This is a genomic window from Micromonospora orduensis, assembly GCF_006228125.1.
Classification (GTDB): domain Bacteria; phylum Actinomycetota; class Actinomycetes; order Mycobacteriales; family Micromonosporaceae; genus Micromonospora; species Micromonospora orduensis.
Window position 1 is genome coordinate 24,145 of record NZ_VDFY01000186.1, and the last position, 26,899, is coordinate 51,043.

The following is a 26,899-nucleotide window of genomic DNA, read 5'->3' on the forward strand; positions in this document are numbered from 1 at the left end:
GCGGGCGCCGCGGGAGCGTAGCGGCCTCTCCGTGCCGACAACCCAGAAGAGGTCTGATGGGATGACGGATAGCCGTCCGGTCCTGACGATGACCGGGATCAGCAAGTCCTTCCCCGGGGTGCGCGCACTCCACGACGTCAACTTCCGGCTCTTTCCCGGCGAGGTGCACGCCCTGATGGGCGAGAACGGCGCCGGCAAGTCGACCCTCATCAAGGTGCTGACCGGCGTCTACGACACCGACGCGGGCGCGATCACCCTCGAAGGCGACCCCGTGTCGTTCACCGGGCCGATGCAGGCGACCGCCGCCGGGGTGAGCACCGTCTTCCAGGAGGTCAACCTCTGCACCAACCTCTCGGTGGCGGAGAACATCTTCATCGGCCGTGAGTCCCGGCGCCTCGGCGCGGTCCGCTGGGGTGAGGTCCGCCGCCGCGCCCGCGCCCTGCTGGCCCGCCTCGACCTCGACCTCGACGTCAGCGCGCCGCTCGGCTCGTACTCCCTGGCGATCCAGCAGATGGTCGCCATCGCCCGCGCCATCGACATCAAGGCGCGGGTGCTGATCCTGGACGAGCCGACGTCGAGCCTCGACGCCGGCGAGGTGGCGCAGCTGTTCCGCATCATGCGGCAACTGCGCGACGAGGGCATCGCCATCCTGTTCGTGACCCACTTCCTCGACCAGGTCTACGAGATCGCCGACCGGATCACCGTGCTGCGCAACGGCGGGCTGGTCGGCGAGTACCTCACCACCGAGCTGCCCCAGCTCTCCCTGGTGGAGAAGATGATCGGCAAGGAGCTCGACGCCCTGGAGGGCATCGAGGAGCACTCCCGCCGGGACCTGGCCGCGCTGGAGGAGGGCACCCCCCTGGTGGCGGTGTCGAACTTCGGTCGGGCGGGCGCGGTCGAGCCGTTCAGCCTCACCATCCACGCCGGCGAGGTGGTGGGCCTGGCCGGCCTGCTGGGCTCGGGGCGTACCGAGGTGGCGCGGTTGCTGTTCGGCGCCGACCGGACCGACGGCGGTCAGGTCGCGATCGACGGCACGGCGAGCAGTCTGCGTACCCCCGCCCAGGCCATCGACCACGGCGTCGGCTTCTGTTCGGAGAACCGCCGCGCGGAGGGCATCGTCGCCGACCTGTCGGTCCGCGAGAACATGATCCTCGCCATGCAGGCGGCCCGTGGCTGGCTGCGGCCCATTCCGCGTCGCCGCCAGGACGAGCTGGTCGACAGGTACGTCAAGGCCCTCAACATCCGGCCCGCGGACCCGGAGGTGCCGGTACGCAACCTGTCCGGCGGCAACCAGCAGAAGGTGCTGCTGGCCCGGTGGCTGATCACCGAGCCACGACTGCTGATCCTCGACGAGCCGACCCGGGGCATCGACATCGGCGCGAAGACCGAGATCCAGAAGCTCGTGACGCAGCTGTCCGACGGTGGCATGGCCGTGCTGTTCATCTCCGCCGAGCTGGAGGAGGTGCTGCGCCTCAGTCACAAGGTGGCCGTGATGCGGGACCGGCAGATGGTCGCGCAGCTCGCCAACGACGACAGCCTCGACGCCGACCGCATCATGCAGACCATCGCCAGCGGATCCCACCGGGAGGAGGCAGACCGATGAACGCCACCATGAGCCGCTACCGGACGATGACCGGTCACCGGCTGTTTTGGCCCGCCGCCGTGCTGTTCGTCATGCTCGCCGCGAACACCATCTACCGTCCCGGGTTCCTGTCCATCGAGCTCAAGGACGGGCACCTGTACGGCTCGCCGATCGACATCCTGCGGCTGAGCGCGCCGCTGATCCTCGTCGCGCTGGGGATGACCCTGGTCATCTCGACCGGCGGCATCGACCTGTCGGTGGGGTCGGTCTGTGCGATCAGCGGCGCGATCGCCTGCATGTACATCAGCAAGCAGTCCGACCAGAACAGCCTTGTCGTGGTGCTGACGGCCCTCGCGATGGCGTTGGGGGTCGCGCTCGTGCTCGGCGCCTGGAACGGGGTGCTGGTGGCCGTGATCGGGATCCAACCGATCATCGCCACCCTGATCCTGATGGTGGCCGGCCGGGGTCTCGCCCAGCTGATCACCCAGGGTCAGATCATCACCATCAACTCCGAGCCGTTCCGGGCGATCGGGCTGGGCCACCTGCTCACCCTGCCGCTGGCCATCTTCATCGCCCTCGCCGCGGCACTGCTCGTCGCCGCGTTCACCCGGCGCACCGCACTCGGGATGATCGTCGAGTCGGTGGGCGGTAACGCCGAGGCGAGCCGGTTGGCCGGCATCCGCTCCGGCCGGGTCATCTTCCTCGCGTACGTGCTCAGCGCCGCCTGCGCCGCGATCGCCGGTTTCATGATGACGGCAAACGTCTCCAGTGCCGACGGCAACGCGGTCGGCCTCTGGGTGGAGCTGGACGCCATCCTCGCCGTCGTCATCGGCGGTACGTCCCTCGCCGGTGGCCGGTTCTTCCTCAGCGGCACGATCATCGGCGCGCTGATCATCCAGACGCTGACCACCACGGTGTACGCCATGGACATCTCACCGCAGACCTCGCTGCTGTTCAAAGCGGTAGTCGTCATCGCCGTCTGCCTCATCCAGGCGCCGGCCTTCCGGGCCCGGTTCAGTCGCCGTAGGCGCAACGCCCCGCCGCCCGCCACCATCGCCGACAAGCCGAAGGAGCAGGTGCCGGCATGACCACTGGATTGCTCACTCCCGGTCGTGCCCGGTTCCGGTTGCCGAGAAAGCAGATACCGGTCCTGGCGACGCTCGCCCTGCTGCTGGTGATGTACGGCATCGGCGTCTCGCAGTACACGGCGTTCTCCAACGTGCAGGTCATCTTCAACGTCTTCATCGACAACGGTTTCCTGCTCGTGGTCGCGATCGGGATGACCTTCGTGATCCTCACCGGCGGCATCGACCTGTCGGTCGGGTCCGTCGTCGCGATGACGGCGATGGTGTCGGCCTGGCTGCTCCAGGAGGGCCTACCGGCGGCCCTGGTGCTCGTCATCGCCCTGCTCATCGGGCCGACGCTCGGCCTGCTGATGGGCTGCGCCATCCACTTCTTCGACATCCAGCCGTTCATCGTCACGCTCGCGGGGATGTTCTTCGCCCGGGGGATGTGCACGTTCATCTCGGGCTCGTCCATCCCGATCACGGACGGGTTCTGGACCAGGATGTCGCAGGAGAGGATCGGCGATCCCCGGGGCAACTTCGTCTCGATCAGTGTGCTGATCGCCTTCGTCGTGGTCGCTGTCGCCGCGTACACGCTGGCCTACACCCGGCTGGGCCGCAACGTGTACGCCATCGGCGGCAACCCCCAGTCGGCCCTGCTGATGGGTCTGCCGGTGGGCCGGACCAGGATCGCCGTCTACACCATCAGTGGTCTGTGCTCGGCCATCGGCGGGATCCTGCTGTCCTTCTACACCCTCTCCGGCGCGCCGCTGATCGCCGTGGGGATGGAGCTGGACGTCATCGCCGCCGTCGTCATCGGTGGCACGGTGCTCACCGGCGGCGCGGGTTACGTCTTCGGCACGGTGCTCGGCGTGCTGGTCCTCGGCGTGATCCAGACCCTCATCACCTTCGATGGGAGCCTCAACTCCTGGTGGACCAAGATCGTGATTGGCGGCCTGCTCTTCGCGTTCATCCTCCTTCAGCGCCTCATCGGAATCCGTTACAAGTGACCGCCCCTCTCGCGGAAGGCAACTCCATGGCACCACACACCGCACCCGAGATCTGGTTCCTCACCGGCAGCCAAGGCATGTACGGCGAGGAGACGCTCCGGCAGGTCGCCGAGCAGTCCCGTCAGATCGCGGCAGCGCTCGACGACTCGCCGCAGATTCCGGCCCGGGTGGTCTGGAAGCCCGTCCTGACCAACAGCGGTGAGATCCTCCAGGTCTGTCGGGACGCCGCCGCCCAGGGCGCCATCGGGGTCATCGCGTGGATGCACACCTTCTCTCCGGCGAAGATGTGGATCGCCGGTCTGGACGCGTTGCAGACGCCGCTGCTGCACCTGCACACCCAGGCCAACGTCGTGCTGCCGTGGAACGACATCGACATGGACTTCATGAACCTGAACCAGGCCGCGCACGGCGACCGCGAGTTCGGGTACATCCAGACCCGGCTCGGTGTGGCCCGCAAGACGGTGGCCGGGCACGTCAGCGACCCGCGGGTGAGCGCCCGGGTCGGCGCGTGGGCCCGCGCGGCGCTCGGCTGGTCGGCGATGCGGTCGCTGCGGCTGGCCCGTTTCGGCGACAACATGCGCGACGTGGCGGTGACCGAGGGCGACAAGGTCGAGGCGGAGCTGCGATTCGGGGTGTCGGTAAACACCTACGGCGTCAACGACCTGGTCAAGGTGGTCGGTGAGGTCACCGACGCGCAGGTGGACGACCTGGTCAAGGAGTACGAGGACACCTACCGGGTCGTTCCGGGTCTGGTCGCCGGCGGTGCGCAGCACGACTCGCTGCGGTACGCGGCCCGGCTGGAGCTGGGTATGCGCGCCTTCCTGGACGAGGGCGGGTTCCGGGCGTTCACGACGAACTTCGAGGACCTCGGTGGTCTGCGTCAGCTGCCCGGCATCGCGGTGCAGCGGTTGATGGCCGACGGGTACGGCTTCGGTGGCGAGGGTGACTGGAAGACCTCGGTGCTGGTGCACACCCTCAAGGCGATGTCGGTGGGCGTGAATGGCGGTACGTCGTTCATGGAGGACTACACCTACGACCTGACCCCCGGCCAGGAGCTGGTGCTGGGCGCCCACATGCTGGAGGTCTGCCCGACCATCGCATCTGACGTGCCGAACGTGGAGATCCACCCGTTGAGCATCGGTGGGCGGGAGGATCCGGTCCGGCTCGTCTTCGACGCCGCGCCCGGTCCGGCAGTGGTGCTCGGTCTGGCCGACATGGGGGAGCGCTTCCGGCTCGTGGCCAACGAGATCGACGTGGTCGCGCCGCCGCAGCCGCTGCGCCGGCTGCCGGTGGCCCGCGCGGTCTGGCGGCCGCGCCCCGACCTGCCCGGCTCGGCGGAGGCGTGGATCACCGCCGGCGCGCCGCACCACACCGTGCTGTCCCAGGCGGTCGGTGTGGAGGAGCTGCACGACCTGGCCGAGATGAGCCGCACCGAGCTGGTGGTCATCGACGCCGACACCCAGCCCCGTCGCTTCGCCGACGAGATCCGCTGGAACCAGGCCTACTACCGGTTGGCCCGCGGTTTCTGACCGACGCGGTCAAAGCGCCTCTTTCTGACGGGTGGCCCGTCCCTGCCCGCGGGCCGGGGCGGGCCACCCGTTCGCGCATCCGCCAGCACGACCGGCGGCCGACTGTGTTACGCCTTGACTAAGAGCATGTTATCGCTCACAGTCTATAGCCAAGACGGTCGATGTCTTTCGGTTGGTCCGGCCCGGCATGCGTCCCCGCCCCTCGGTTCCGGCAGTTCGACGCCGCAACCCGCGGGCAATCGGTGTTAGCGATCACATGATCGGGTCGTGGTCAGCTCGGTGCCCCGCCCGGCGCCGCGGACGCCGGCCCAGACCGCTCGGTTCGCGTCAGCAGAGGAGGATCATGCTTTCCATCGGTCGGGTTCCCCGGGGTGCGCCACGCCGGCGCGGGTGGATGTCGCGGCTCGTGGCCGCAGCGGCGGCGGTGCTGGTGGGCGGCGCGGTCGCGGCCGTCGCGCCCACTGCCGCGTCGGCGGCGACGGTGGACACCAACGCGTGGTACGTGTTGGTCAACCGCAACAGCGGCAAGGCTCTGGACGTGTACAACCAGGCGACGAACGACGGCGCGCGGATCACCCAGTGGTCGCGTAACGACGGCGCCTGGCAGCAGTGGCAGTTCGTGGACTCCGGTGGTGGCTACTACCGGCTGAAGTCGCGGCACTCGGGCAAGGTGCTCGACGTCTACAACTTCTCCACCAGCAACGGCGCGTCGATCGTGCAGTGGGCGGACGGCAACGGGACCAACCAGCAGTTCCGGTTGGCCGACTCGACCGGCGGCTACGTGCGGCTGATCAACCGCAACAGCAACAAGGCGGTGGAGGTGCAGAACGCCTCGACCGCCGACGGCGGCAACATCGTGCAGTACGACGACTGGGGCGGCAACAACCAGCAGTGGCAACTCGTCCCCGTCGGCGGCAGCAACCCGCCACCGTCGAGCGGCACCTACACGAACCCGGTCATCTGGCAGGACTTCGCCGACGTCGACATCATCCGGGTGGACAACGCCTACTACATGTCGGCGTCCACCATGCACTACTCCCCGGGCGCGCCGGTGCTGCGCTCGTACGACCTGGTGAACTGGGAGTTCGCCGGGCACTCCGTACCCCGGTTGGAATTCGGGTCGAAGTATGACATGAGCGGTGGCAACGCGTACGTCGACGGGATCTGGGCGTCGACGTTGAACTACCGGCCGAGCAACCGGACGTACTACTGGGCCGGGTGCATCGACTTCGCGCAGACCCACATCTACACCGCGTCCGCCGTCGACGGCACGTGGAGCAGGCACACCACCATCCCGAACTGCTACTACGACGCCGGGATGCTGATCGACGACAACGACACCATGTACGTGGCGTACGGAAACGGCACCATCAGCGTGGCGCAGCTGTCCGCCGACGGGAAGTCGCAGGTCCGCGCCCAGCAGGTGTACCAGACGCCGTCGAGCATCGGGACACTGGAGGGCGCGCGCTTCTACAAGCGCAACGGCGCCTACTACATCTGGCTCACGCGCCCGGCCAACGGCCAGTACGTGCTGAAGTCGACGAACGGTCCCTTCGGCCCGTACGAGCAGCGTCAGGTGCTGCTCAACCTGCCCGGTCCGATCTCCGGCGGCGGTGTGCCGCACCAGGGCGGGCTGGTGCAGACCCAGAACGGCGACTGGTACTACATGTCCTTCGTCGACGCGTACCCCGGTGGTCGGATGCCGGCCATGGCCCCGATCACCTGGACCAGCGACGGCTGGCCCGTGCTGCAGACGGTCAACGGCGCGTGGGGCACCTCCTACCCGAAGCCGAACCTGCCGGCGCCGCCGCGCGCGGTGAAGCCACTCACCGGCAGCGACACGTTCGCCGGCACCACCCTCGGCCCGCAGTGGGAGTGGAACCACAACCCGGACAACAGCAGATGGTCTGTCAACAACGGGCTCAACCTGCAGACCGCCACCGTCACCGGCGACCTGTACGCCGTCCGCAACACGTTGACGCACCGCATCCAGGGCCCGACCTCCACGGCCACCATCGAGCTGGACTACTCCACGATGCGCGACGGTGACCGCGCCGGCCTGGCGGTGCTGCGCAACTCGTCGGCCTGGATCGGGGTGCGGCGGGACAACGGCTCCACGCGTCTGGTGATGCAGAACGGCCTGACGATGGACGGCAACTGGAACACCACGAGCACCGGCAGCGAGGTGGCGAGCACCTCCGTCTCCGGTGGCCGGATCTGGTTGCGCGCCAACGCCGACATCAGACCCGGCTCGGGCCGGCAGGCCCGTTTCTCGTACAGCACCGACGGGGTCAACTTCACGTCGTTCGGCAACGCCCTGACCCTGGCGAACAACTGGCAGTTCTTCATGGGCTACCGGTTCGCCATCTTCAACCACGCCACCCAGGCGCTCGGTGGTGCGGTCACGGTGCGCCGGTTCGACCTGACGACACCGTGACACCAGTCACACACTGATCGGTCGACCGGTCACGAGGACTGCCCTGCTTCCCCTTCGCCAGGTGCGGTCCACGGCACCGCGTCACACCGTCGCCGGCCTGCTCCACGCCCTTTCCCGGGGCGTGGAGCGGGCCGGCGCACCTTTCCCGTTCGGGGCGCGACGCCGGACGCCGTGTGCGCGAAGGGGAAGTCCGGCGCACGGCCAGCTCGTACTTCCGTCCGCGTCGCATGGCCGAGCCGTGTCGGAGGCCTCCGCTGGCGTAGACTGTCGGCGATCCAGCGCTGGTCACCTGGGATTCAGCACCGGCGTGGTGGCTGAGCGAGGGGATCGGGCCGGGCCGCTCCAGTCGACGTCGACGGGCTGCGGCCCGGAGATGTAGCGGGGGGAGTTAAATGGCCGTCCACGGTCCCGCGATGACGGACGTTGCTCGTCTCGCCGGTGTCTCCCATCAGACGGTGTCGCGGGTGCTCAACGGGCACCCCAACGTCCGTGAGCAGACCCGGCTGCGGGTGCGCGCGGCGATCGCCGAGCTCGGCTACCGCCCGAACGGCGCGGCACGCGCGCTGGTGACCGGCCGGTCGCAGGTCATCGGTGTGGTCGCCCAGAACACGACGCTCTACGGTCCGGCGTCACTGCTGGCCGCGTTGGAGCAGACGGCCGCGGCGGAGGGTTTCGCGGTAAGCGTGGGCAGCGTGCGGGATCTGGACCACCGGTCCATCTCGGCGGCCGTCGAGCGGCACCTGTCGCACCGGGTCGCCGGCATCGTGGTCATCGCGCCTGTCGAGTCGGCCGGCGAGGCGCTGGAACGCCTGCCCAAGGACGTCCCGTTGGTCACGGTCGACGGCGATCCGAGCCGGCCGGTGCCGCTGGTGACCGTCGACCAGGTGGCGGGCGCCCGGGCGGCGACGCAGCATCTGCTCGACGCGGGGCACCGCACCGTCTGGCACGTCTCCGGGCCGTCGGACTGGTTCGACAGCGTCGGCCGGATCGACGGCTGGCGCGAGGCGCTGGTGGCCGCCGGGATCGACCCACCGCCGCTGATGCACGGGGACTGGTCGGCGGCGTCGGGTTACCGCTGTGGGCAGATGCTCGCGCGGATGCCGGAGGTCACCGCGGTCTTCACCGCCAACGACCATCTCGCGCTGGGGGTGCTGCGGGCTCTGCACGAGTTCGGTCGGCGGGTGCCGGCCGACATCAGTGTCGTCGGCTTCGACGACGTGCCGGAGGCCGCGTACTTCATTCCGCCGCTGACCACCGTCCGACCGGACTTCGACGCGGTGGCGCGGGCGAGTCTGCAGCTGCTGCTGACGCAGATCGAGTCGGGCACCGGCGGGGCGTTGCGGCAGACGGTCGCACCGACTCTGGTTGCCCGCGACAGCGTCGCCCCACCACCCAACTGACCGCACCCGGGCGGTGTGCCCGCATTCGGGTCGGCCGTCGTGGCGCTATGGCGTCCGTCGATGAGGGGTCAGCCAAGTCGATCGACGTATGACGATTCGGTGCGGCGCAGGTATTGAACGACCTGAAATCCCGCCGTAACATGATGGCCGTCACTGTTAGCGTTAACAACATTGGTGTCCGGCTATCAGTCCACGGGTCAGCGATCCCGGTCGCGGGGCGGGCGCCACCGGCAAGGAGGCTCGATGAACCGCATCACCCGAGGTCGTCGGTGGGGAAGCGTACTGGCGGCGGGACTACTGCTGGCCGGCGCCCTCGTCGGCCTGCGCGCCCCGGCGGCGCAGGCGTTGGACAACGGGGTGGCCCGCACACCTCCCATGGGTTGGAACTCCTGGAACTCGTTCGGCTGCAATATCAACGAGGCGCTGATCCGCCAGTCCGCGGACGCGATCGTCAACAGCGGAATGCGGGATCTGGGCTACCAGTACGTCGTTGTCGACGACTGCTGGTTCAACCCGAACCGGGATTCCGCAGGAAACCTCCAGGGCGACCCGGGCCGGTTCCCCAGCGGGATGAAGGCGCTCGGCGACTACCTGCACGCCCGGGGTCTGAAGTTCGGCCTCTACCAGGTGCCGGTTGACAAGACCTGCGCGCAGTACTTCAACTCCTACCCCGGCGCCACCGGCAGCCGCGGCCACGAGGCGCAGGACGCCCGCCAGTTCGCCGCCTGGGGCGTGGACTTCCTCAAGTACGACTGGTGCTCGCCGGAGGGCAGCATCAACGACCAGGTGACCACCTTCGCCAAGATGCGCGACGCGCTGGCCGCCACCGGCCGACCGATCGTCTACAGCATCAACTCCAACAGCATCCACGCCAAGACCGGCCCGCAGCGCAACTGGGGCGACGTGGCCAACATGTGGCGGACCACCGAGGACATCACCAACGCGTGGAACACCGGCCAGGCCAACGGCTACCCGATGGGCATCCAGAACATCATCGACGTGACCGTTCCGCTGGCGTCGTACGCGCGCCCGGGTGGGTTCAACGACCCGGACATGATGGAGATCGGTCGCGGCGGCATGAACGACACGGAGATGCGCAGCCACTTCGCGATGTGGGCGATCATGGCGTCGCCACTGATCGCGGGCAACGACGTGCGGAACATGGACTCCGCGACGCAGGCCATCCTCAAGAACGCCAACCTGATCGCGATCAACCAGGACTCGCTCGGGTTGCAGGGGACGCAGGTGTCGTTCGACGGCACGCGTCGGGTGCTGGCCAAGCGGCTCGCCAACGGTGACGTCGCCGTGGCCCTGTTCAACCAGGGCGCCTCGACGACGACGATCTCGACCACGGCCGCGGCCGTCGGCAAGTCCGGGACGTCGTTCACGCTTGTCGACGCGTGGACCGGCGGCACCAGCTCCAGCGGCGGGACCATCAGCGCCAGCGTCCCCGCGCACGGCACTGTGGTGTACCGGGTCAGCGGTGGCGGCACCACGACCCCGCCGCCGACCACGTCCAGCGCCCTCGCCAGCGCCGCCTCCGGTCGCTGCCTGGACGTCCCGAACAGCAGCACGACAAACGGCACCCAGCCGGTGATCTGGGACTGCAACGGCGCCGCCAACCAGAGCTGGACCAGCAACGGTCAGACCCTGCAGTCCCTCGGCAAGTGCCTGGACGCGCCGCTCAACGCCACGGCCGGCGCCAAGGTGCAGATCTGGGACTGCAACGGCGGGGCCAACCAGCGGTGGACCATCAACACCAACGGCACGATCAGCGGCGCGCAGTCCGGGCTCTGCCTGGACGTCAACAACAACGGCACGGCCAACGGCACCACGGTGATCCTCTGGACCTGCACCGCGGCGGCGAACCAACGGTGGACGCGGCGGTAGCCGGTCGGATCCGCCGGCCAACCGGGCCGCCGCGGCCCACCTGATCCACCGGCGGTGCGGGGTGCCCGCGGACGACGACGTCGTCCGCGGGCACCGGTCTGTGTGGGCCCCGCACCAGATGCGGTGCGCCTCGGTGACCGCGCTTCGAGCCGGTCGATGCCGAGGTCGCTCTTGCGCGGACGCCTCCGTTACGAGACCGTGACACCGGTATTTCGGATCAAGTGTTGACGTGCCCTATGTGAGCGCTAACACTACCCGAAAGGTGACAGTTGGCCCCGGCACTCGACGGGGGAGTCCAGAGAGGAGAGGCCCGTGGGCAGGAGATTCCTGGTTGCTCTCGGCAGCGCGGTGCTGGCGCTAAGCCTTGCGGCATGCAGTGGTGAGGGCGCCGGCAGTGGTGGCGACAAGAGCGGGGACAAGCCCGCCGACCTGACCATCGGCGTCTCGATGCCGACCCAGACCTCCGAGCGGTGGATCGCCGACGGCAATGCCGTGAAGCAGAAGCTGGAGGCCAAGGGCTACAAGGTCGAACTCCAGTACGCCGGGGACGACATCCCCACCCAGTCGCAGCAGGTCGACCAGATGATCACTCAGGGCGCTGACGTCCTGGTCATCGCCGCGATCGACGGCACCGCTCTCAACAGCCAGTTGCAGGCCGCCGCCGACGCGAAGATCCCGGTCATCTCCTACGACCGGCTGATCCGCGGCAGCAAGAACGTCGACTTCTACGTCAGCTTCGACAACTACAAGGTCGGCGTCGCCCAGGCCACCTCCCTGCTCGTCGGTCTCGGTCTGCAGAACAAGGACGGCTCGAAGGGTACGGCCAAGGGCCCGTTCAACATCGAACTGTTCGCCGGTTCGCTCGACGACAACAACACGCAGTACTTCTTCGGCGGCGCGATGGACACGCTGAAGCCGTTCGTCGACGCCGGCACGCTGCGCGTCAAGTCGGGCCAGACCAAGATCGAGCAGGTCGCCATCCTGCGGTGGCAGCAGGAGACCGCGCAGAAGCGGATGGAAGACCTGCTCACCTCCAGCTACAACGACGGCACCAAGGTCGACGGCGTGCTGTCGCCGTACGACGGCATCTCCCGCGGCATCATCACCGCCCTGCAGAACGCCGGCTACGGCAGCGCCAGCAAGAAGATCCCGGTGGTCACCGGCCAGGACGCGGAGATCGCCTCGATCAAGCTGATCAACGACGGCGTGCAGAACTCCACGGTCTTCAAGGACACCCGTCTGCTCGCCGAGCAGGCCGTGAACGCCGCCGAGGCGTTCCTGCAGAAGAAGCAGCCGCAGGCCAACGACACGAAGACGTACAACAACGGCGTCAAGGTCGTTCCGGCGTACCTGCTGCCGATCGCGACCGTCTACAAGGACGACATCAAGGCTACGCTGATCGACTCCGGCTACTGGACGGCGGAAGAGGTCGCCGCCGGTCAGGCCAAGAAGTAAGCCGTCGTCGGGCCCGGCGGTCACCGTCGGGCCCGACGCCGTGGCGTACCGCGTCCGACCTGACAGAGGACAGTGACCATGGACGACACCATCCTCGAGATGCGCCGCATCACGAAGACCTTCCCCGGGGTGACCGCGCTGGAGGACGTCTCCCTCTCGGTACGCCGGGGAGAGATCCACGCCATCTGCGGTGAGAACGGCGCCGGCAAGTCCACCCTGATGAAGGTGCTCTCCGGCGTACACCCGACCGGCTCCTACGACGGCGAGATCCTGTTCGACGGCAAGCCGGTGCAGTTCCGCGGCATCCGCGACAGCGAAGCCGACGGCATCGTCATCATCCACCAGGAGCTGGCCCTGGTGCCGTACCTGTCGATCGCGGAGAACATCTTCCTCGGCAACGAGCGGCGCGGTCGCGGTGGGCTCATCGACTGGAACCGGGCCAACGCCGAGGCGGCGCAGCTGCTGGCGTCAGTCGGGCTGCACGAGAACCCGGTGACCCCGGTCATCCAGCTCGGTGTGGGCAAGCAGCAACTGGTGGAGATCGCCAAGGCGCTGTCGAAGAAGGTGCGCCTACTCATCCTCGACGAGCCCACCGCCGCCCTCAACGACGTCGACTCCGCTCACCTGCTCGACCTGCTGCGGCAGCTGCGCGACAGGGGCATCACCTGCATCATGATCTCGCACAAGCTCAACGAGATCACCGCCATCGCCGACTCGACCACTGTCATCCGGGACGGTCGCATGGTGGAGACCCTCGACATGAAAGCCGGCGAGGTGACCCAGCAGCGGATCATCCGCGGCATGGTCGGACGGGACCTGGACAGCTTCTACCCGGACCGGGAGTCGTCCCCCGGCGAGGAGGTCCTGCGCATCGAGGACTGGACGGTGCGTCACCCCGTCCAGGACCGGAAGGTCGTCGAGGGTGTCGGCCTGTCCGTGCGCGCCGGCGAGGTCGTCGGCATCGCCGGTCTCATGGGGGCCGGCCGCACCGAGCTGGCGATGAGCGTGTTCGGCAGGTCGTACGGGCGGGACATCAGCGGCCGGCTCTTCGTGCGCGGGCGCGAGGTGCAGGCCCGTACCGTCGCCGAGGCGATCGACAACGGCATCGCGTACGTCACCGAGGACCGCAAGCGGTACGGCCTCAACCTGATCGAAGACGTCCGCCGCAACGTCTCGGCCGCCGCGCTGGACCGGCTGGCCCGGCTGGGCTGGGTGAACGGCAACGAGGAGATCAAGGTCGCCGAGACGAGCCGGCGGGAGATGAACATCAGGACCACAAGCGTCATGGCGGTGGTCGGCAAGCTCTCCGGCGGCAACCAGCAGAAGGTCGTGCTGTCGAAGTGGCTGTTCACCGACCCGGACGTGCTGATCCTGGACGAACCCACCCGTGGGATCGACGTCGGCGCCAAGTACGAGATCTACACGATCATCAATCGGCTGGTGGCCGCCGGGAAGGCGGTGATCGTCATCTCCTCGGAGCTGCCGGAGCTGCTCGGGATGTGCGACCGGATCTACACCCTCGCCGGCGGCCGGATCACCGGTGAGGTGCCGGTGGGCGAGGCGACCCAGGAGAGCCTCATGGAGCTGATGACCAAGGACAAGGAGCTCGTCGGATGACAAGCATCAAGACCCCCTCGACGGAGCGCCCGACGCCCTCGGACAGCACACCCGCCGCCAGCCTGCACACGGGGACGAGCGACCTGCGGGCGTTGGTGTTGAACAACCTGCGGCAGAGCGGGATCTACGTCGCCCTGGTCGTCATCGTGGCGCTCTTCGCGATCCTGACCGACGGGGTGTCGTTGAGCCCCGGGAACATCACCAACATCGTCCTTCAGTACTCGTACATCCTGGTCCTCGCGATCGGGATGGTCATCCTGATCATCGGCGGGCACATCGACCTGTCGGTGGGGTCGGTCGTCGCGCTGACCGGCGCGGTCTCCGCCGTCCTGGTGATCCAGCAGGGCCACCCGTGGTGGATCGGTGTGCTGGCCGCCCTGGCCGTCGGCGTGGCGGTCGGCGCGTGGCACGGGTTCTGGGTGGCGTACGCCGGCATCCCGGCGTTCATCGTGACCCTCGCCGGGATGCTGCTGTTCCGGGGCCTCACCCTGCGGGTGCTGGACAACATCTCGCTGTCGCCGTTCCCGGCCGAGTACCAGCGCGTCGCGGCGGGTTTCCTCAACGGACTGCTCGGCGGGAACGGCTTCGACGCGTTCACGCTGCTGATCGGCGCCGTCGCGGTGGCCGGCTACGCGGTGAGCGGGTTCCGCACCCGGGTCGCCCGCATCCGCTACCAGCAGCCCGTCGAGTCGTTCCCGCTGTTCGTCGCCCGGGTCGTCGCGGTCGGCGCGGTCATCATGTACTTCGCCTGGCAGTTGGCGCACGCCCGTGGTCTGCCGATCGTGCTGATCATCCTGGCGGTGCTGGTCCTGGTCTACGGCCTGCTCACCCGGCGTACCGTCTTCGGCCGTCAGGTGTACGCGATCGGCGGCAACCTCTCCGCGGCGGCGCTGTCCGGCGTGAAGGTACGCACCGTCAACTTCTGGATGTTCGTCAACATGGGCTTCCTGGCGGCGGTGGCCGGGGTCATCTACTCGTCGCGGTCCAACGGCGCCCAGCCGGCCGCCGGCAACATGTTCGAGCTGGACGCGATCGCGGCGGCCTTCATCGGCGGCGCGGCGGTCACCGGCGGCGTGGGCACCGTGGTCGGCGCGATGGTCGGTGGTCTGATCATGGCGGTGATGAGCAACGGCATGCAGCTGATGGGCGTCGACCAGTCGACCCAGTCGGTGGTCAAGGGGCTCGTGCTGCTCGTCGCCGTCGCCTTCGACGTCTACAACAAGCGCCGCGCCGGCTCGGCCCGCTGACGCCACCACCGCACGTCCGTGCCCCCTGCCCGTCGATCGGGCAGGGGGCACGCGTCGTATCAGGCGGTCAGTGGCAGGTGGCCGTGCCGCTGTCGTTGTAGGTCTGGCCGGCGACCGGCACGAACTGCCAGTCGTAGCTGCCGGCGTGCAGGGTGAACTTCAGGACCCCGTACGCCGAGCTGTTGCGTGCCTCGCTGTTGGGCTGGATGGTGCCGAAGCCGTAGTGGCTCGCGCCGCCCATCCCGGCCACGAAGCTGCGCATGCCCCGGGTGGCGTCGGCGCCACCGGCCGGGTTCATCGGCGCGAACCGCTCGTACACGTGGTTGTGGCCCCACACCACGACGTCGGCGTTGTAGTCGTAGAGCGCCTGGTACAGCGGACGCGTCGACGTCGACGGCGCGTGGTCGGAGCTGGACGTGAACAGCGGGTGGTGCCAGTACGCGAGCGTGCACGGCTTGCCGCTGGCGGCCAGGTCCGCGCGCAGCCACTGCTCCTGCGTCGACCCGGCGGACATGCTGATGTTGGAGTTCAACGACACGATGTGCCAGTTGCCGAGGTCGAAGGAGTAGTAGCCGCGACCGCTCGGGCCGGCGGCCGTACCGAAGTAGTTGTAGTAGCCGGTGGCGCCCGAGGTGTTGTAGTCGTGGTTGCCCGGCGACGGGCGGGTGCGTGCCTTGTGCCGACCCCAGGTGGGCTCGTAGTAGCTGGTGAACTGCGCCGCGGTGCCGTTGTCGTACACGTTGTCCCCGGTGGTGAAGACGGTGCCGGGGATGCTGTCCAGCAGCGCGGCGGTGGCGGTGTCGCCGGAGCCGGAGTTGGCGATGTCGCCGGCGCCCACGAACACCGGGTCACCGGACGTCGGCGGCGTCGTGGTCCCGGTGGTGACCACCAGTTGCGGCGCGTCCGCTCCGCTCTCCCGCGTGCCGTAGTAGGCGCCGTCGCCGCTGGTCGAGGTCGCGCCGAAGCTGTACGTGCCGTTGCCGGTGACCGCGGCGGTGACGTCGACCTCGTACCAGCTGGCGCTGCCGACCGCGCCGATCGAGCCGAACGTGGCGCCGTCGATGGTCGGCTGGTTGCTCCAGGTGGTGCCGGTCTCCGACCAGGTCGTGTTGGACATCCGCCGGAACGTGCCGCCGGCGTCGCTGCCGTCGTTGCCGCTGATCGTGCGCAGTCGCAGCTTGGCGCTGGTCACCGTGCCGCTGACGCCGCTGACGGTGAAGCGCAGGAACGAGCGCCGCACCGGCGAGTTGTCCACCACGATCTGTGGGGAGGTGCCGTAGTTGGTGGACGCCGTGTCGCTCTGGACATAGGTGTCGGCGACCGGCGCGAACGTCACGCTCGCCGCCGAGGCCGCGCCCGCTCCGGTCACGACGACGGCGGCCGTCGAGGCGAGCAGCACCGCGACCATCCCCAGGGTCACCGACGGGCGGGGAAATCGAATGTCCATCCAGGACTCCTTCGCTACGGGTGTGAAGCGCAAGGAATGTAGGAAGGTCGATGGGCCGGCGGGCCACGCGCGGGTGAACAGTGCGTCCCGCCAGGCGAACACCTCGGTGTTCGGGGAGCGTTCACCCACCTCACGCCCGGCCGTCACACGCGCTCCCTTGTGTCCGGTCGGACCGGTTCCGCACGATGGCTGACCGTCAGCCGTCGATCCGAGGAGATGCTCGTGTACCTGTCGACCGTCTCCCGACCGGTCACCGACCCGCCCGGGCCACGACGCCGACGGTTCGCCATGGTCAGCGGCAACGTCGTCGCGTTGGGCACGGTAAGCCTGATCACCGACGTCTCCGCCGAGATGGTCGCCGCCGTCCTGCCGCTCTACCTGGTGCTGGGACTGCACCTGAGCCCGGTGGCGTTCGGCGTGCTCGACGGCGTCCACACCGGTACCACGGCACTGCTGCGGGTCGTCGGTGGATTCGTGGCCGACCGGTTCCGGCGGCGCAAGCTGATCGCCGGAACCGGCTACGCCCTCTCGGCGGTCGCCAAGCTCGGCCTGCTGCTCGCCGGCCGGTCGGTACCGGCGATCGGCGCCGTGATCGCCGTCGACCGGCTCGGCAAGGGGATCCGCAGCGCGCCCCGCGACACGCTGATCACACTGTCCACCCCGCCCGAGGCGCTCGGGCGCGCGTTCGGGGTGCACCGGGCCATGGACAGCATCGGCGCGTTCCTCGGCCCGCTCGCCGCGTTCGCGGTCCTGCTGGCCGTCGGGCAGTCGTACGACGCGGTCTTCGTCACCAGCTTCTGCGTCGCCGCCCTGGCCGTCGTCGTGCTCGTGCTGTTCGTCCGGGAACGGCCGACCGACGGGCCGGACGACCCCAGGGTCTCCGTCCGCGAGGCGTTCGGACTGCTGCGCAGCCGGCCGGCGCGCCGGCTCGTCCTGGCGGCGGCGCTGCTCGGTCTGTCCACCATCGGCGACGGCTTCGTCTACCTGCTGCTGCAACGGCGCGAAGACCTCGGCCTGCGCTGGTTCCCGCTGCTCGCGGTCGGCACCAGCCTGGCGTACCTGCTGCTCGCCGCGCCCCTCGGGGTGCTGGCCGACCGGATCGGCCGGCTGCCGGTGGTGGTGGGCGGATACGCGGCCCTCGGTGTGACGTACCTGCTGCTGTCCGGGCCGGCGCACGGCTGGCCGATGCTCACGTTGACGCTGGCGCTGTACGGCGCTTTCTACGCGGCCACCGACGGGGTGCTCATCGCGCTCGCCGGCCCGGTGCTGCCGGCGCGACTGCGGACCACGGGGATCGCCCTCGTGCAGACCGGGCAGGCACTGGCGTACCTCGTCTCCTCGATCCTGTTCGGCCTCGCCTGGCAGGCGTGGGGGCCGCAGAACGCGGCCCGGGCCGCGGCCCTCGCGGTCGGCGTCGTTCTCGTCGGCACGCTGCTCCTGCTGGCCTCGCCGTCTCGTTCCGTCCCCCGGAGGGTGTTCCGATGACCACGATGTCGACCCGCGCGAAGATCGCCGTGGTGGCCGCCTCGGCCGTGCTGCTGGGCGCCGTGGCGGCCGGCTACGCCGCCACTGCGGCGGAACCGGCCCGGACCCCGCCACCCGCCACCGACGAACGGGCCGTCACCCTCACGCCCGGCCCGCGCCTGCTCGCCATCACCGACCGGTACGTCTCCTCGGTCGCCGCGGCCGACCCGGCCGGCCCGCGCACCGTGTCCGGTCTGGAGTGCCTGCGGGTGTACGCCGCTGCCGGCACCGGTGTCTGCCTGCGGCCGGAGACCGCCTGGTCGTACCAGGTCGTCGTGCTCGACTCCGCGCTGCGTCAGACGCGCGCCGTGAGCGTGCCGGGCCTGCCGAACCGGGCCCGGGTGTCGGCGTCCGGGCGGATGGTCTCCTGGACGACGTTCGTCGGCGGTGACTCCTACACCGCGAGCGGCTTCTCCACCCGCACCGGCATCCTCGACACCGTGACGGGTACGACAGTGCCCTCGCTGGAGGAGTTCGCGATCACGCGGGACGGCAGGGGCTACCGCAACGCGGACGTCAACTACTGGGGCGTCACCTTCACCGCCGACGACAACCGCTTCTACGCGACCCTGTCGACCCAGGGGCGGCGCTACCTCGTGCGGGGCGACCTCGCCGCCCGGACCGTGGAGACCGTGAAGGAGAACGTCGAGTGCCCCTCGCTGTCACCCGACGGCACGCGGCTGGCTTTCAAGGAGGCGATAGACGGCGACCCGGCGAAGGGCTGGCGGCTGTCGGTCCTCGACCTGGCGAGCATGCGGGTCACCGCGACGGCCGAGACGACGAGCGTCGACGACCAGGCGGCCTGGCTCGACGGCGCGACGCTGGCCTACACGCTGCGCGGGAGTGACGGCCGGCCGGACGTGTGGAGTGTCCCGGCGGACGGGTCCGGCACACCGACGCTTCTGATCCCCGGCGCGGAGTCGCCGTCGCCGCTCACCTGACGGTCAGGACACCTGACCGCCTTGGTGCGGACACGGGGCAACGCCGTGGTGGTCTGGGACGCCGACGGCGACGGCAACGGCGTCTACAACATCCAGTACCGGGTGGTGTCGCCCACCGGCGCGGTCCTCGGCTCGGGACAGGCCAATCGTTCACCGCCGCTGGCGCCGCCCGGCACGGCGAGGTCCAGGTCTCGAGCACCTCGCCGTCGCCGCGTCCCCGTGGGGCGAGGTGAGCCTCTGCTACACCGACGACAACGACGGGAACGCCTTCGACCAGGTGCTCCTCGGCCTCGGCGCGACGAGCTCCACCTGGCTCGTCCCGGCCGACGAGCTGCGCCGACGCGGGCCGCGGATGTAGGAAACCTTCGATGAGCACGTTGACTTCGATGGTTGCTACACAACAATCAGCGTCGACATCGAGATGGCCCCGGGCCGGCACCCGGCCGCCGCTCAGGCGGTCGGCGGTACGCCGAAGAGCAGGTCGAGCTGGGCGTCCAGGGCGTCCAGCGCCTGCTCGGGGGTGTACTGCCCACCCAGCAGGTAGACGCCCAGCCCCTCCATCAGCGCCAGCAGGCCGGCCGCCGCGGCGGTGTCCTTCGTGGGCAGGACGCTGGCGATGAAGCTGGTCAGCTGCGCGGTGTCCGCGCGCAGACCGGGCGCGGCCGACGGTCGTACCGCCGTGTAGGCGAGGAACGCCAACGCCACCCGGCCGTCGTCGCGGGTCCGGTCGTCGAGCGGCAGCAGCGCGGCGATCATCGTCCGGAGCAGGAGCCGGGGTGAGGGGTTCTCGCCCAGCCGCTCCACCGCCTCGGTGACCCGGACCTGGCCGCGCTCGCGGACCACGCTCAACGCGAACGCCATCATCTCGTCCTTGGTCCGGAAGTAGTGCTGGACCATCCCGGCGGACACACCGGCCGCGGTGGCCACGTGGCGCAGGCTCACCGCCTCCAGGCCCTGATCCGCGGCGACCCGCATCAGCGCGTCCGCGATGAGGGTGCGTCGCTCCTGGTGATCGACCTTCTTGGGCATGACCTCGATCGTTTCACAGTGGGTGGCCCGGACACCCCGCCCGTGGGCGGCGGCTACCGGCGGGCGGTGTCGCCCGCCGGCGTGCCCCGCGCGCTGCGCAGGAGGCCGTCGGGGTCGTCGGCGTACAGCCGGAGCTCGTTCACCGGCGCGGACCGGCCCTTCGGCAGGTCGAAGGTCAGCGGTTGGCGCAGCAGCACGTCGATGCTCGTCTGGCTGCCGACAGCGAGGTGCAGGACCTGTCGGTCTCCCTCCTGCTCGACCTGGACGGACCTGCTGGAGGGCAGCGAGCGGTAGCGCTTGCGCAGCGCCTCGATCTCCGTCCACGGGATCCAGATGTCGATGCCCGAATTGAGCCGGACCCGCAGGCCGGTGTCGCCGACGACGTGCGGATGGATCGTCATGCTGGCGAAGAGGCCGACCATCCAGAGCAGACCCCAGACGCCGAGACCCAGCACGATCCAGCGGGCGGGCCGCCACGGCACGACGTGGGTGACGATGAGGTCGAAGATCGGAATCTCGACCGCCGACAGGACGATGAAGATCCCGAGGATGGGCTTGACCACGCCGAGGTAGCCGAACGGCTCGTCGCCGGGTTCCAGTGGCAGCGGGCGGCGTCGCGTCCACAGGTAGAGGCTGCGCCACATCGCTGCCTCGGCCGTCGCCGCCTGGCGCAGCAGCTGGCCCAAGGTCGTCCCGGTGGGTGTTCCCGGCTCGGTCATCGTCGTCCTCGCGGTAGGGGTGGCGGTCATCCGAGGGTGACGGTTCCGGCGCCGCCGTCGACCGTGACGAGCTGCCCGGTGGTGATCCTCCGGGTGGCGTCCGGCACGCAGATGACGGCGGGGATTCCGTACTCCCGGGCCACGGTGGGGCCGTGGGCCATGATCGCGCCGGTGTCGGTGACCAGCGCGGCGGCGGTGAGGAAGAGCGGGGTCCAGCCGGGGTCCGTGGTCGCGGCGACCAGGACGTCGCCGGGTTCGAGGTGGGCGGTGGCCGGGTCGTGCACGACCCGGGCCGGTCCGGTCACCCGACCCGCGGACGCGCCCACGCCGACGAGCGTCCCCTCGCCGGCGGCCGTCGCCGGCAGGACCGTCTCGACGTCGGTGCCGTCGGACAGCAGCGCCACCGGCACCGACCGGCGACGCAGCTCCCGACGGTGCACGGCCCGCCGTGCGGCGACCACGCCGCGCAGATCAACACCCTGGTGTACGACGGAGTGCACCTCGTCGAGCGTCAGGAACATGATGTCGCCGCTCTGGTCCAGCAACCCGGTGCCGCGCAGGTCGGCCCCGATGAGCAGCAGTTGTCGGCGTGTCTCGCGCAGCGGGTACAACCCGGCGAACTTGCCTGCCTCGCGCAGGCCGGCCAACGACCGGGCGCGGCGCAGCAGGAATCCGGCGACGCGGCCCCGTACCGGGCGCCGACGGCGGGCGCGGGCGACCAGCTCCTCCAGCGCCGTCTCCGCCGCCGCGGCGGCGCGGTGGAAACGCTTGTCGGGGCCCTGCCTCGGATCGGTGACGCGCAGGTAGTTGGCGAGCGCCGCGAAGACCGGTGTGGGGTCTTCGGCCCAGCGGGGCACACCGAGGTCGACCTCGGCGACGCCCCGGTGGCCGTACTCGTCGAGGAACGCGGTCATGCCGATGTCGGGCAGCTTTCCGCGCAGGTGACGCGCGGCCAGCTCGTCCGGCGGGGTGTCGAGCAGGAGCTGACGGTGGTCACCCGCGCCCTGGGCGAGCCGCCACAGCGCCAGGTCCATCTCGATTGTCACGTTGTGCGGCATGCCACCCAGCACCGCGTGGATCTCGTCCGGGCCGGCGATGCCCTTGAGCAGTGCGGCCGGCAGCGCGGCGGCGAGCATCCCCGCGACGATCGGCCACATGATGGCGTCCGAGCCGTCGTCAGCGTCCCGCTCCCGCACGAAGCGCAGCCGGTCGGCGCTGGTCCGCAGGTCGGCCGGGGCGGCCGAGCGTGCCCTCATCTGCTCGACCGCCCGGAACATCCGGATCCGCGCCGTGTCCGGACGGGCCAGGGCCCGCACGATCCCCACCACCGCGCGCCCGGCCGTCCGCAGCGATGCCGCGCCCTGCCCCGCGCCGCGACCGGTGCCGCCGCTGACCGGGGCGAATCGCGGATCCGCGAGCACGTGCCGCATCACCGCCTGCGCCCGGGGGCCGAAGTCGACGGCCAGGAGCTTCACCAGTCGCCGGCGGGACGACCTGTCCCGCGCCAGGTCGGTCAGGTCGCCGTAGAGGCGACCGCCGATGTCGACGATCTCGACCCGGACGCCGAGCGCGGCGAGCATCGCGGTGATCTGCGCCCGCAGGGTCGCCATGCCCATCGGGGTGACCGGTTGCAGCATGCCCTGGACGTGCCCGAACTCCAGGTAGACGCGGGGGAGGGGCTTGTCGGTGGTCGGCGGCGCGGGGAACAGGCTGGTGATCGGTCGCGATTGCAGCAACCACAGCACGCCGTGCGCGTCGATCGCCCACTCCACGTCCTGTGGGCAGCCGAAGTGGGCCTGGAGCCGTTCGCCTGTGACGCGCAGTTCGGCCAGGTGCGCGGACGTCAGGCAGCCGGTGTCGTCCCGGTCGACGCCGTCGAGGACGTAGTGGTCCACTGTCGTCGCGCCGTCCACGACGGTGGTGCCCAGGCCCGGTGCGGCGTCGACCGCCATCTCGTCGCGGCGGCCGGTCACCGGGTTGGCGGTGAACAGCACCCCCGCCACCGTCGGTGTGACCATGCGTTGCACGACGACAGCCATCGACACCTCCTGATTGTCGATCTGGCGGGCGTCGCGGTAGGCGGTCGCGCGGTGGGTGTGCAGCGAATCCCAGCACTTGCCGATCGCGGCGATGACCTCGGTGCCGCCTGTGACGTTCAGGACGGTGTCCTGCTGTCCGGCGAAGCTGGCGTCCGGCAGGTCCTCGGCGGTGGCGCTGGAGCGTACCGCCACCGGGCCGGCGCCGAGCCTCTCGTACGCGGCGATGATCTCCGCCTCGGGGAGAACGCCGAGCCGGTGTGCCTCGGCGGTGACGCAGAAGCCCTCGGGGACGCGTTCACCCCGCCGGATCAGCTCGCCCAGCCCGACCGCCTTGCCGCCGACCAGGTTGACCAACTCGGTGGTCGCCTCGGACAACGCGATCACGTGCATGGGTGCCCCCTCGTTGCAATACGACTGAACTGCTTCCAAACGTAGCTCGTTTACGATGCGACTGCAATGTAACTGCGGTGGTGGTCACCGCGTCCCGAGGCGGGGCGTTGCCGACGTCTGCCATGCTCGGGCCGGTGACGACCGGCCGCCCCACCCGAGCCCGCACCCACCGCCGTCCCCGCAGCCGTACCGTGCGTGTCCTGCTGGCGCTCGTCGCGGCGGCGGCCCTCCTCGGCGTCGCCGTGGTCGTGGTGCCGATGCTGCGACCGGCGGGCCCTCGTCCGCTCTTCCAGATGCCGGTCGCCTGCGGTGAGACGTGGCAGCTCGGCACCTACCCCGGGCACGACGACTACGACGTCGACCTGTTCCCCACCGAGGGCGACGCCTGGGGTCGCCCGGTGGTCGCGTCCTACGCCGGGACGGTCACCGTGGCCGGCATCAACGGATCGCTGGGCGGGCGTACCCCGGAGAACCCGCAGGGTCCGCGCGGTCGCGGCGGTGGCTACTGGGTGAAGATCGACCACGGCGGCAAGTGGGAGACGCAGTACCTGCACATGCTCGAACCGCCGTTGGTCAAGGTCGGCCAGAAGGTCGCCCAGGGTGAGCAGATCGGGCGGCTCGGCAGCACCGGCAACTCCGGGGCCCCGCATCTGCACTACGAGCAGCGGCGCGGCTGGGACAAGGTGGAGACCCACTTCGACGGGGCGCCGTCGGGCATCACTACCGACGACCGCGAATACACGGTCAAGCGGACGAGCAACAACTGCCCCGCCGTCTCCTGAGGACTCCGGTTTTGCCCGACACGGCTCGGGGCACTGATCCGGGGGACAGTCCAGACGCAGTGAGGAGCCGGCCATGGCCAAGGGTGACGTCGACACGTACCACGAGGACGGGCAGTGGAAGAACAAGCCGGAGGGCAACGAGCGGGCCACCAGCACGCACGACGGGAAGGCCGACGCGCAGGCCGAGGGCCGGGAGATGGCGGCCGACCGGGGCGTCGAGCACGTGATCAAGAAGCAGGACGGCACGATCGGGGAGAAGAACACCTACCCGCGCAGCCGCGACCCTCGGGACATCGCGGGCTGACCGGTCCCCGGTCCCCTCGGACTGACCTCGTCGGCCGCGCCGACGAGGTCAGCCGCGCTTCGCGAGCCGGTCAGGCCGGCACGACGTACGGGAACGTGGCAGCGCGGGCGGCCTTCGTGGCGTCCGGCGTGAGGCCGGACGTGGTGCCGGTGTTGAGCACCAGGGAGAACATCACCTCGGGCGCGTTGTCGGCCATCGTGCGCCCGTTGCGACTCGCGAAGCCGAAGTTCGCGGCCGTGCCGACCTTGTACGACAACACGTCGGGGTAGAGCTGCCGGGCAACGCTCCAGCCGTACGCCTGCGGGTCCGGCGCGGTGCCGTTCGCCGCCACGACCCCCGCGACGGCGGTGGCGATCTCCTCCCCGCCGTCGGGCAGGTCCCTGCTGGGGTGCCGGAAGTTGGCGGGATCCGAGAAGTCGGTGTCGTGGGGCCAGAAGATCGGCCACATCATCGGGTGCCCGGCGCGGTTGATCTGCCGCCATCCGCCGGCGTCGGTGGCGAGCAGCGTACGACACCACACGCCGATCTCGGTGCCGTCGCGCAGCAGCGGCTCGTCCTGGGAGACCTCGAGGACGATCGACTCGACGGTCGTGCCGGCGAAGCTGTTCTTGGCCTGGTCGACCCGCCACGCTGAGCGGTCCACCCGCGAACCGTCCTTGACCGCGCCGTTGATGGTGGCGAGTTCGTCGAGGTCGACGAAGAAGGGGTCGGTGATCCGTCCGGCCCAGATCCGTACGTTGTCGCCGGTCGTGACCTCGCCGGTCCGCCCCTCGGCGATGGGGGTGCCCATCGCGGCGTCGTCGCGGGCGTCGGCTCCGGTGAGCTCGTACAGCTGGAGGGCCTGCCTGCCCTCGCCGTCCGGCTCGCCGAAGGCGAAACGGTAGGCCAGCTCCTCCATCTCCGCGCCGTTGAAATGGATCTTGATCTCGTAGCGCGCCTCGGCGTGGAAGCCTCGCTTGATGTCGGCCCTGGTCACCGAGCTGTTGACGTCCATGACGAACACCGTGGAGCGGTCGCCGTCGAAGACGTACAGGTCGTCGATGTAGAGCTGACCGCCCTGGGCGGCGAGGGGGGTGTCGAGATGGTGGGACATGGGCTCACTCCCGGAACGGTCGGATATGGATAATCCGAACATAGCGGGCGTGGACGAGGGCTCCTCGCCGTCGGCGGAATCCGGATCCGCTCCGGTGGGCCGGGACGCCGTGCCTGAGGGTGGGCCGCCCGAAGCCTCTCGGGCGGCCCACTCGTCGACGCCAGCGTGGTCAGATGCGGGACCACTTCTGGTTGGCCGCGCCGAGGCAGTCCCACAGGTGCAGCTTGCCCCCGTTGTTGGGGTTGGCTTCGCGTACGTCCACACACTTGTTCGCGCTCAGGTTGACCAGGTCGCCCGCGCCGTTGAGGGTGAATCGCTGGGCCGGGTTGCCATTGCAGCTGACGAGGTTGACCTCGGTGCCGTTGGCGGTACCGGCCCAGGCCGGGTCCATGCACTTGCCCATCGCGCGGACGGTCCCGTCGGAGGCGAAGGTCCACGCCTGTGCCGCGGTGGTGTTGCAGTCCCAGATCTGCAACTTGGCGCCCTCGACCGGATTCGCGCTTGGGATGTCGATGCACCGGCCGCTCTGCGCCCCCCGGATCCGGCTGGTGCCGGGGGCGGGGTCGCCTCCGCCGGAGGTGTAGCTGGACACCCGGACGTAGTCGACGAGCATCTGCTGCGGGAACTGGGTGGAGCCGTCCGGGTAGCCGGGCCAGTTGCCGCCGACCGCCACATTGAGGATCATGAAGAACGGGTGGTCGAACACCCACCGGTTGCCGCCGAGCCGGGCGGGGTCGACCCGGTGGTACTGCACCCCGTCCAGGTACCAGGTGATCGCGTTCGGCTCCCAGTCCACCTGGTAGGTGTGGAAACCGTCGGCGAGTGGAGCGCCGATGGTGCGGCTGCCGGTGATGCCTCCGCCGCCGGAGTAGCCGGGTCCGTGCACGGTGCCGTAGACGGTGTTGGGTTCCCGACCGATGTTCTCCATGACGTCGATCTCGCCCGCGTCGGGCCACCCGCCGCCGGTGCCGAGCATCCAGAACGCCGGCCAGATGCCCTGACCGCGCGGGATCTTGATGCGAGCCTCGAAGCGGCCGTACGTCTGGGTGAAGGTCGCCGCCGTCAGTAGTCGGGCCGAGGTGTACTCGCAGCGCCCGTAGTGGCACTGGTAGTTGCCGGGGTTCTCCCGGCGGGCGGTGATGACGAGATTGCCCTGGCCGTCGTGGACGGCGTTGCTGGTGCTGTTGGTGTAGTACTGCCGTTCGTTGTTGCCCCAGCCGCTGCCGCCGATGTCGAAGCGCCACTTGTTCTGGTCGACCGGGGCGCCGGCTGCGGCGTTGAACTCGTCCTGCCAGGTGATCGGGCCGATGGCGGCCTCGGCGCGGTCGGACTGCGTGGGGACGGCGAGGGCGGCGGCGGTGGTGACGAGGGCGACCGCCGCGAGGAGGAGGGGTCGGAGA

At 69.8% G+C, this 26,899-nt stretch carries 21 protein-coding genes; 15 read left to right on the plus strand and 6 right to left on the minus strand.

Annotated elements, in window-relative coordinates:
- Positions 1-61 precede the first annotated feature (61 nt).
- The 10 genes from FHG89_RS20845 (at position 62) to mmsB (ending at position 15,231) form a co-directional block, all read left to right on the plus strand.
- Positions 62-1,603 (plus strand): sugar ABC transporter ATP-binding protein, encoded by a 1,542-nt coding sequence (locus FHG89_RS20845; RefSeq protein ID WP_139586087.1) that lies wholly within the window; start codon positions 62-64, stop codon positions 1,601-1,603.
- A complete protein-coding gene (locus FHG89_RS20850) occupies positions 1,600-2,670 on the plus strand; it encodes an ABC transporter permease (RefSeq protein WP_139586088.1) in 1,071 nt (356 codons plus the stop codon). Before FHG89_RS20845 ends, FHG89_RS20850 begins: the two co-directional genes overlap by 4 nt.
- Positions 2,667-3,656 carry a galactofuranose ABC transporter, permease protein YjfF gene (gene yjfF / locus FHG89_RS20855; RefSeq protein ID WP_139586089.1) on the plus strand — a complete coding sequence of 330 codons (990 nt, stop codon included), beginning with the start codon at positions 2,667-2,669 and terminating at the stop codon, positions 3,654-3,656. Before FHG89_RS20850 ends, yjfF begins: the two co-directional genes overlap by 4 nt.
- Before the next feature lie 26 nt (positions 3,657-3,682).
- Positions 3,683-5,185 (plus strand): L-arabinose isomerase, encoded by a 1,503-nt coding sequence (gene araA, locus FHG89_RS20860; RefSeq protein WP_139586090.1) that lies wholly within the window; start codon positions 3,683-3,685, stop codon positions 5,183-5,185.
- Positions 5,186-5,528: 343 nt separating this feature from the next.
- Positions 5,529-7,622 carry a family 43 glycosylhydrolase gene (locus tag FHG89_RS20865; protein ID WP_139586091.1) on the plus strand — a complete coding sequence of 698 codons (2,094 nt, stop codon included), beginning with the start codon at positions 5,529-5,531 and terminating at the stop codon, positions 7,620-7,622.
- 413 nt (positions 7,623-8,035) lie between these two features.
- The gene (locus FHG89_RS20870; protein ID WP_208761039.1) at positions 8,036-9,022 is read left to right on the plus strand and encodes a LacI family DNA-binding transcriptional regulator; all 987 of its coding nucleotides are present in this window, start codon (positions 8,036-8,038) and stop codon (positions 9,020-9,022) included.
- 243 nt (positions 9,023-9,265) lie between these two features.
- Positions 9,266-10,912: a glycoside hydrolase family 27 protein gene (locus tag FHG89_RS20875; RefSeq protein WP_139586093.1), complete on the plus strand. Its 1,647-nt coding sequence runs from the start codon at positions 9,266-9,268 to the stop codon at positions 10,910-10,912.
- A gap of 312 nt (positions 10,913-11,224) precedes the next feature.
- The gene (gene chvE / locus FHG89_RS20880; RefSeq protein ID WP_139586094.1) at positions 11,225-12,367 is read left to right on the plus strand and encodes a multiple monosaccharide ABC transporter substrate-binding protein; all 1,143 of its coding nucleotides are present in this window, start codon (positions 11,225-11,227) and stop codon (positions 12,365-12,367) included.
- 78 nt (positions 12,368-12,445) lie between these two features.
- Complete coding sequence (gene mmsA, locus FHG89_RS20885) at positions 12,446-13,984, plus strand: multiple monosaccharide ABC transporter ATP-binding protein (RefSeq protein WP_139586095.1); 1,539 nt, start codon at positions 12,446-12,448, stop codon at positions 13,982-13,984.
- The gene (gene mmsB, locus FHG89_RS20890; protein WP_139586096.1) at positions 13,981-15,231 is read left to right on the plus strand and encodes a multiple monosaccharide ABC transporter permease; all 1,251 of its coding nucleotides are present in this window, start codon (positions 13,981-13,983) and stop codon (positions 15,229-15,231) included. The genes mmsA and mmsB overlap by 4 nt, the downstream gene beginning before the upstream one ends.
- 67 nt (positions 15,232-15,298) lie before the next feature.
- Here mmsB and FHG89_RS20895 read toward each other — a convergent pair whose 3' ends face one another.
- Positions 15,299-16,678, minus strand: coding sequence for a CBM96 family carbohydrate-binding protein (locus tag FHG89_RS20895; RefSeq protein WP_139586097.1), 1,380 nt, complete (start codon positions 16,676-16,678; stop codon positions 15,299-15,301).
- Positions 16,679-16,894: 216 nt separating this feature from the next.
- On the opposite strand from FHG89_RS20895, the gene FHG89_RS20900 reads away from it, so the two are divergent.
- The 3 genes from FHG89_RS20900 (at position 16,895) to FHG89_RS34170 (ending at position 19,501) form a co-directional block, all read left to right on the plus strand.
- Positions 16,895-18,163: an MFS transporter gene (locus tag FHG89_RS20900; RefSeq protein WP_139586098.1), complete on the plus strand. Its 1,269-nt coding sequence runs from the start codon at positions 16,895-16,897 to the stop codon at positions 18,161-18,163.
- Complete coding sequence (locus FHG89_RS20905; RefSeq protein WP_139586099.1) at positions 18,160-19,143, plus strand: TolB family protein; 984 nt, start codon at positions 18,160-18,162, stop codon at positions 19,141-19,143. The genes FHG89_RS20900 and FHG89_RS20905 overlap by 4 nt, the downstream gene beginning before the upstream one ends.
- Positions 19,144-19,372: 229 nt before the next feature.
- Entirely contained in the window at positions 19,373-19,501 is a 129-nt protein-coding gene (locus tag FHG89_RS34170) for a hypothetical protein (protein ID WP_280116079.1), read from the plus strand.
- Between the two features lie 92 nt (positions 19,502-19,593).
- Here the strand turns inward: FHG89_RS34170 and FHG89_RS20910 are convergent, their stop codons facing one another.
- Genes FHG89_RS20910 through FHG89_RS20920 form a run of 3 tightly spaced genes read right to left on the minus strand, consistent with a single transcriptional unit; the run spans position 19,594 to position 23,320 of the window.
- Positions 19,594-20,172: a TetR/AcrR family transcriptional regulator gene (locus tag FHG89_RS20910; RefSeq protein WP_139586100.1), complete on the minus strand. Its 579-nt coding sequence runs from the start codon at positions 20,170-20,172 to the stop codon at positions 19,594-19,596.
- 53 nt (positions 20,173-20,225) lie between these two features.
- Positions 20,226-20,891, minus strand: a complete 666-nt coding sequence (locus FHG89_RS20915; RefSeq protein ID WP_167517478.1) for a hypothetical protein — start codon at positions 20,889-20,891, stop codon at positions 20,226-20,228.
- A gap of 26 nt (positions 20,892-20,917) precedes the next feature.
- Positions 20,918-23,320 (minus strand): PEP/pyruvate-binding domain-containing protein, encoded by a 2,403-nt coding sequence (locus FHG89_RS20920; protein ID WP_139586102.1) that lies wholly within the window; start codon positions 23,318-23,320, stop codon positions 20,918-20,920.
- A gap of 122 nt (positions 23,321-23,442) precedes the next feature.
- Between FHG89_RS20920 and FHG89_RS20925 the strand changes: the two genes are divergently transcribed.
- Together FHG89_RS20925 and FHG89_RS20930 are read left to right on the plus strand one after the other, a co-directional pair.
- Positions 23,443-24,102 carry a M23 family metallopeptidase gene (locus FHG89_RS20925; protein ID WP_139586107.1) on the plus strand — a complete coding sequence of 220 codons (660 nt, stop codon included), beginning with the start codon at positions 23,443-23,445 and terminating at the stop codon, positions 24,100-24,102.
- 73 nt (positions 24,103-24,175) lie between these two features.
- Positions 24,176-24,406, plus strand: coding sequence for a DUF2188 domain-containing protein (locus FHG89_RS20930; RefSeq protein WP_139586103.1), 231 nt, complete (start codon positions 24,176-24,178; stop codon positions 24,404-24,406).
- Positions 24,407-24,476: 70 nt separating this feature from the next.
- On the opposite strand, the gene FHG89_RS20935 is transcribed toward FHG89_RS20930, so the two are convergent.
- Positions 24,477-25,499, minus strand: a complete 1,023-nt coding sequence (locus FHG89_RS20935) for a DUF4331 family protein (protein WP_139586104.1) — start codon at positions 25,497-25,499, stop codon at positions 24,477-24,479.
- A 169-nt stretch (positions 25,500-25,668) separates the two neighbouring features.
- Positions 25,669-26,899: glycoside hydrolase family 16 protein (locus tag FHG89_RS20940; RefSeq protein ID WP_139586105.1), on the minus strand; the 1,231-nt coding region annotated here is incomplete at its 5' end.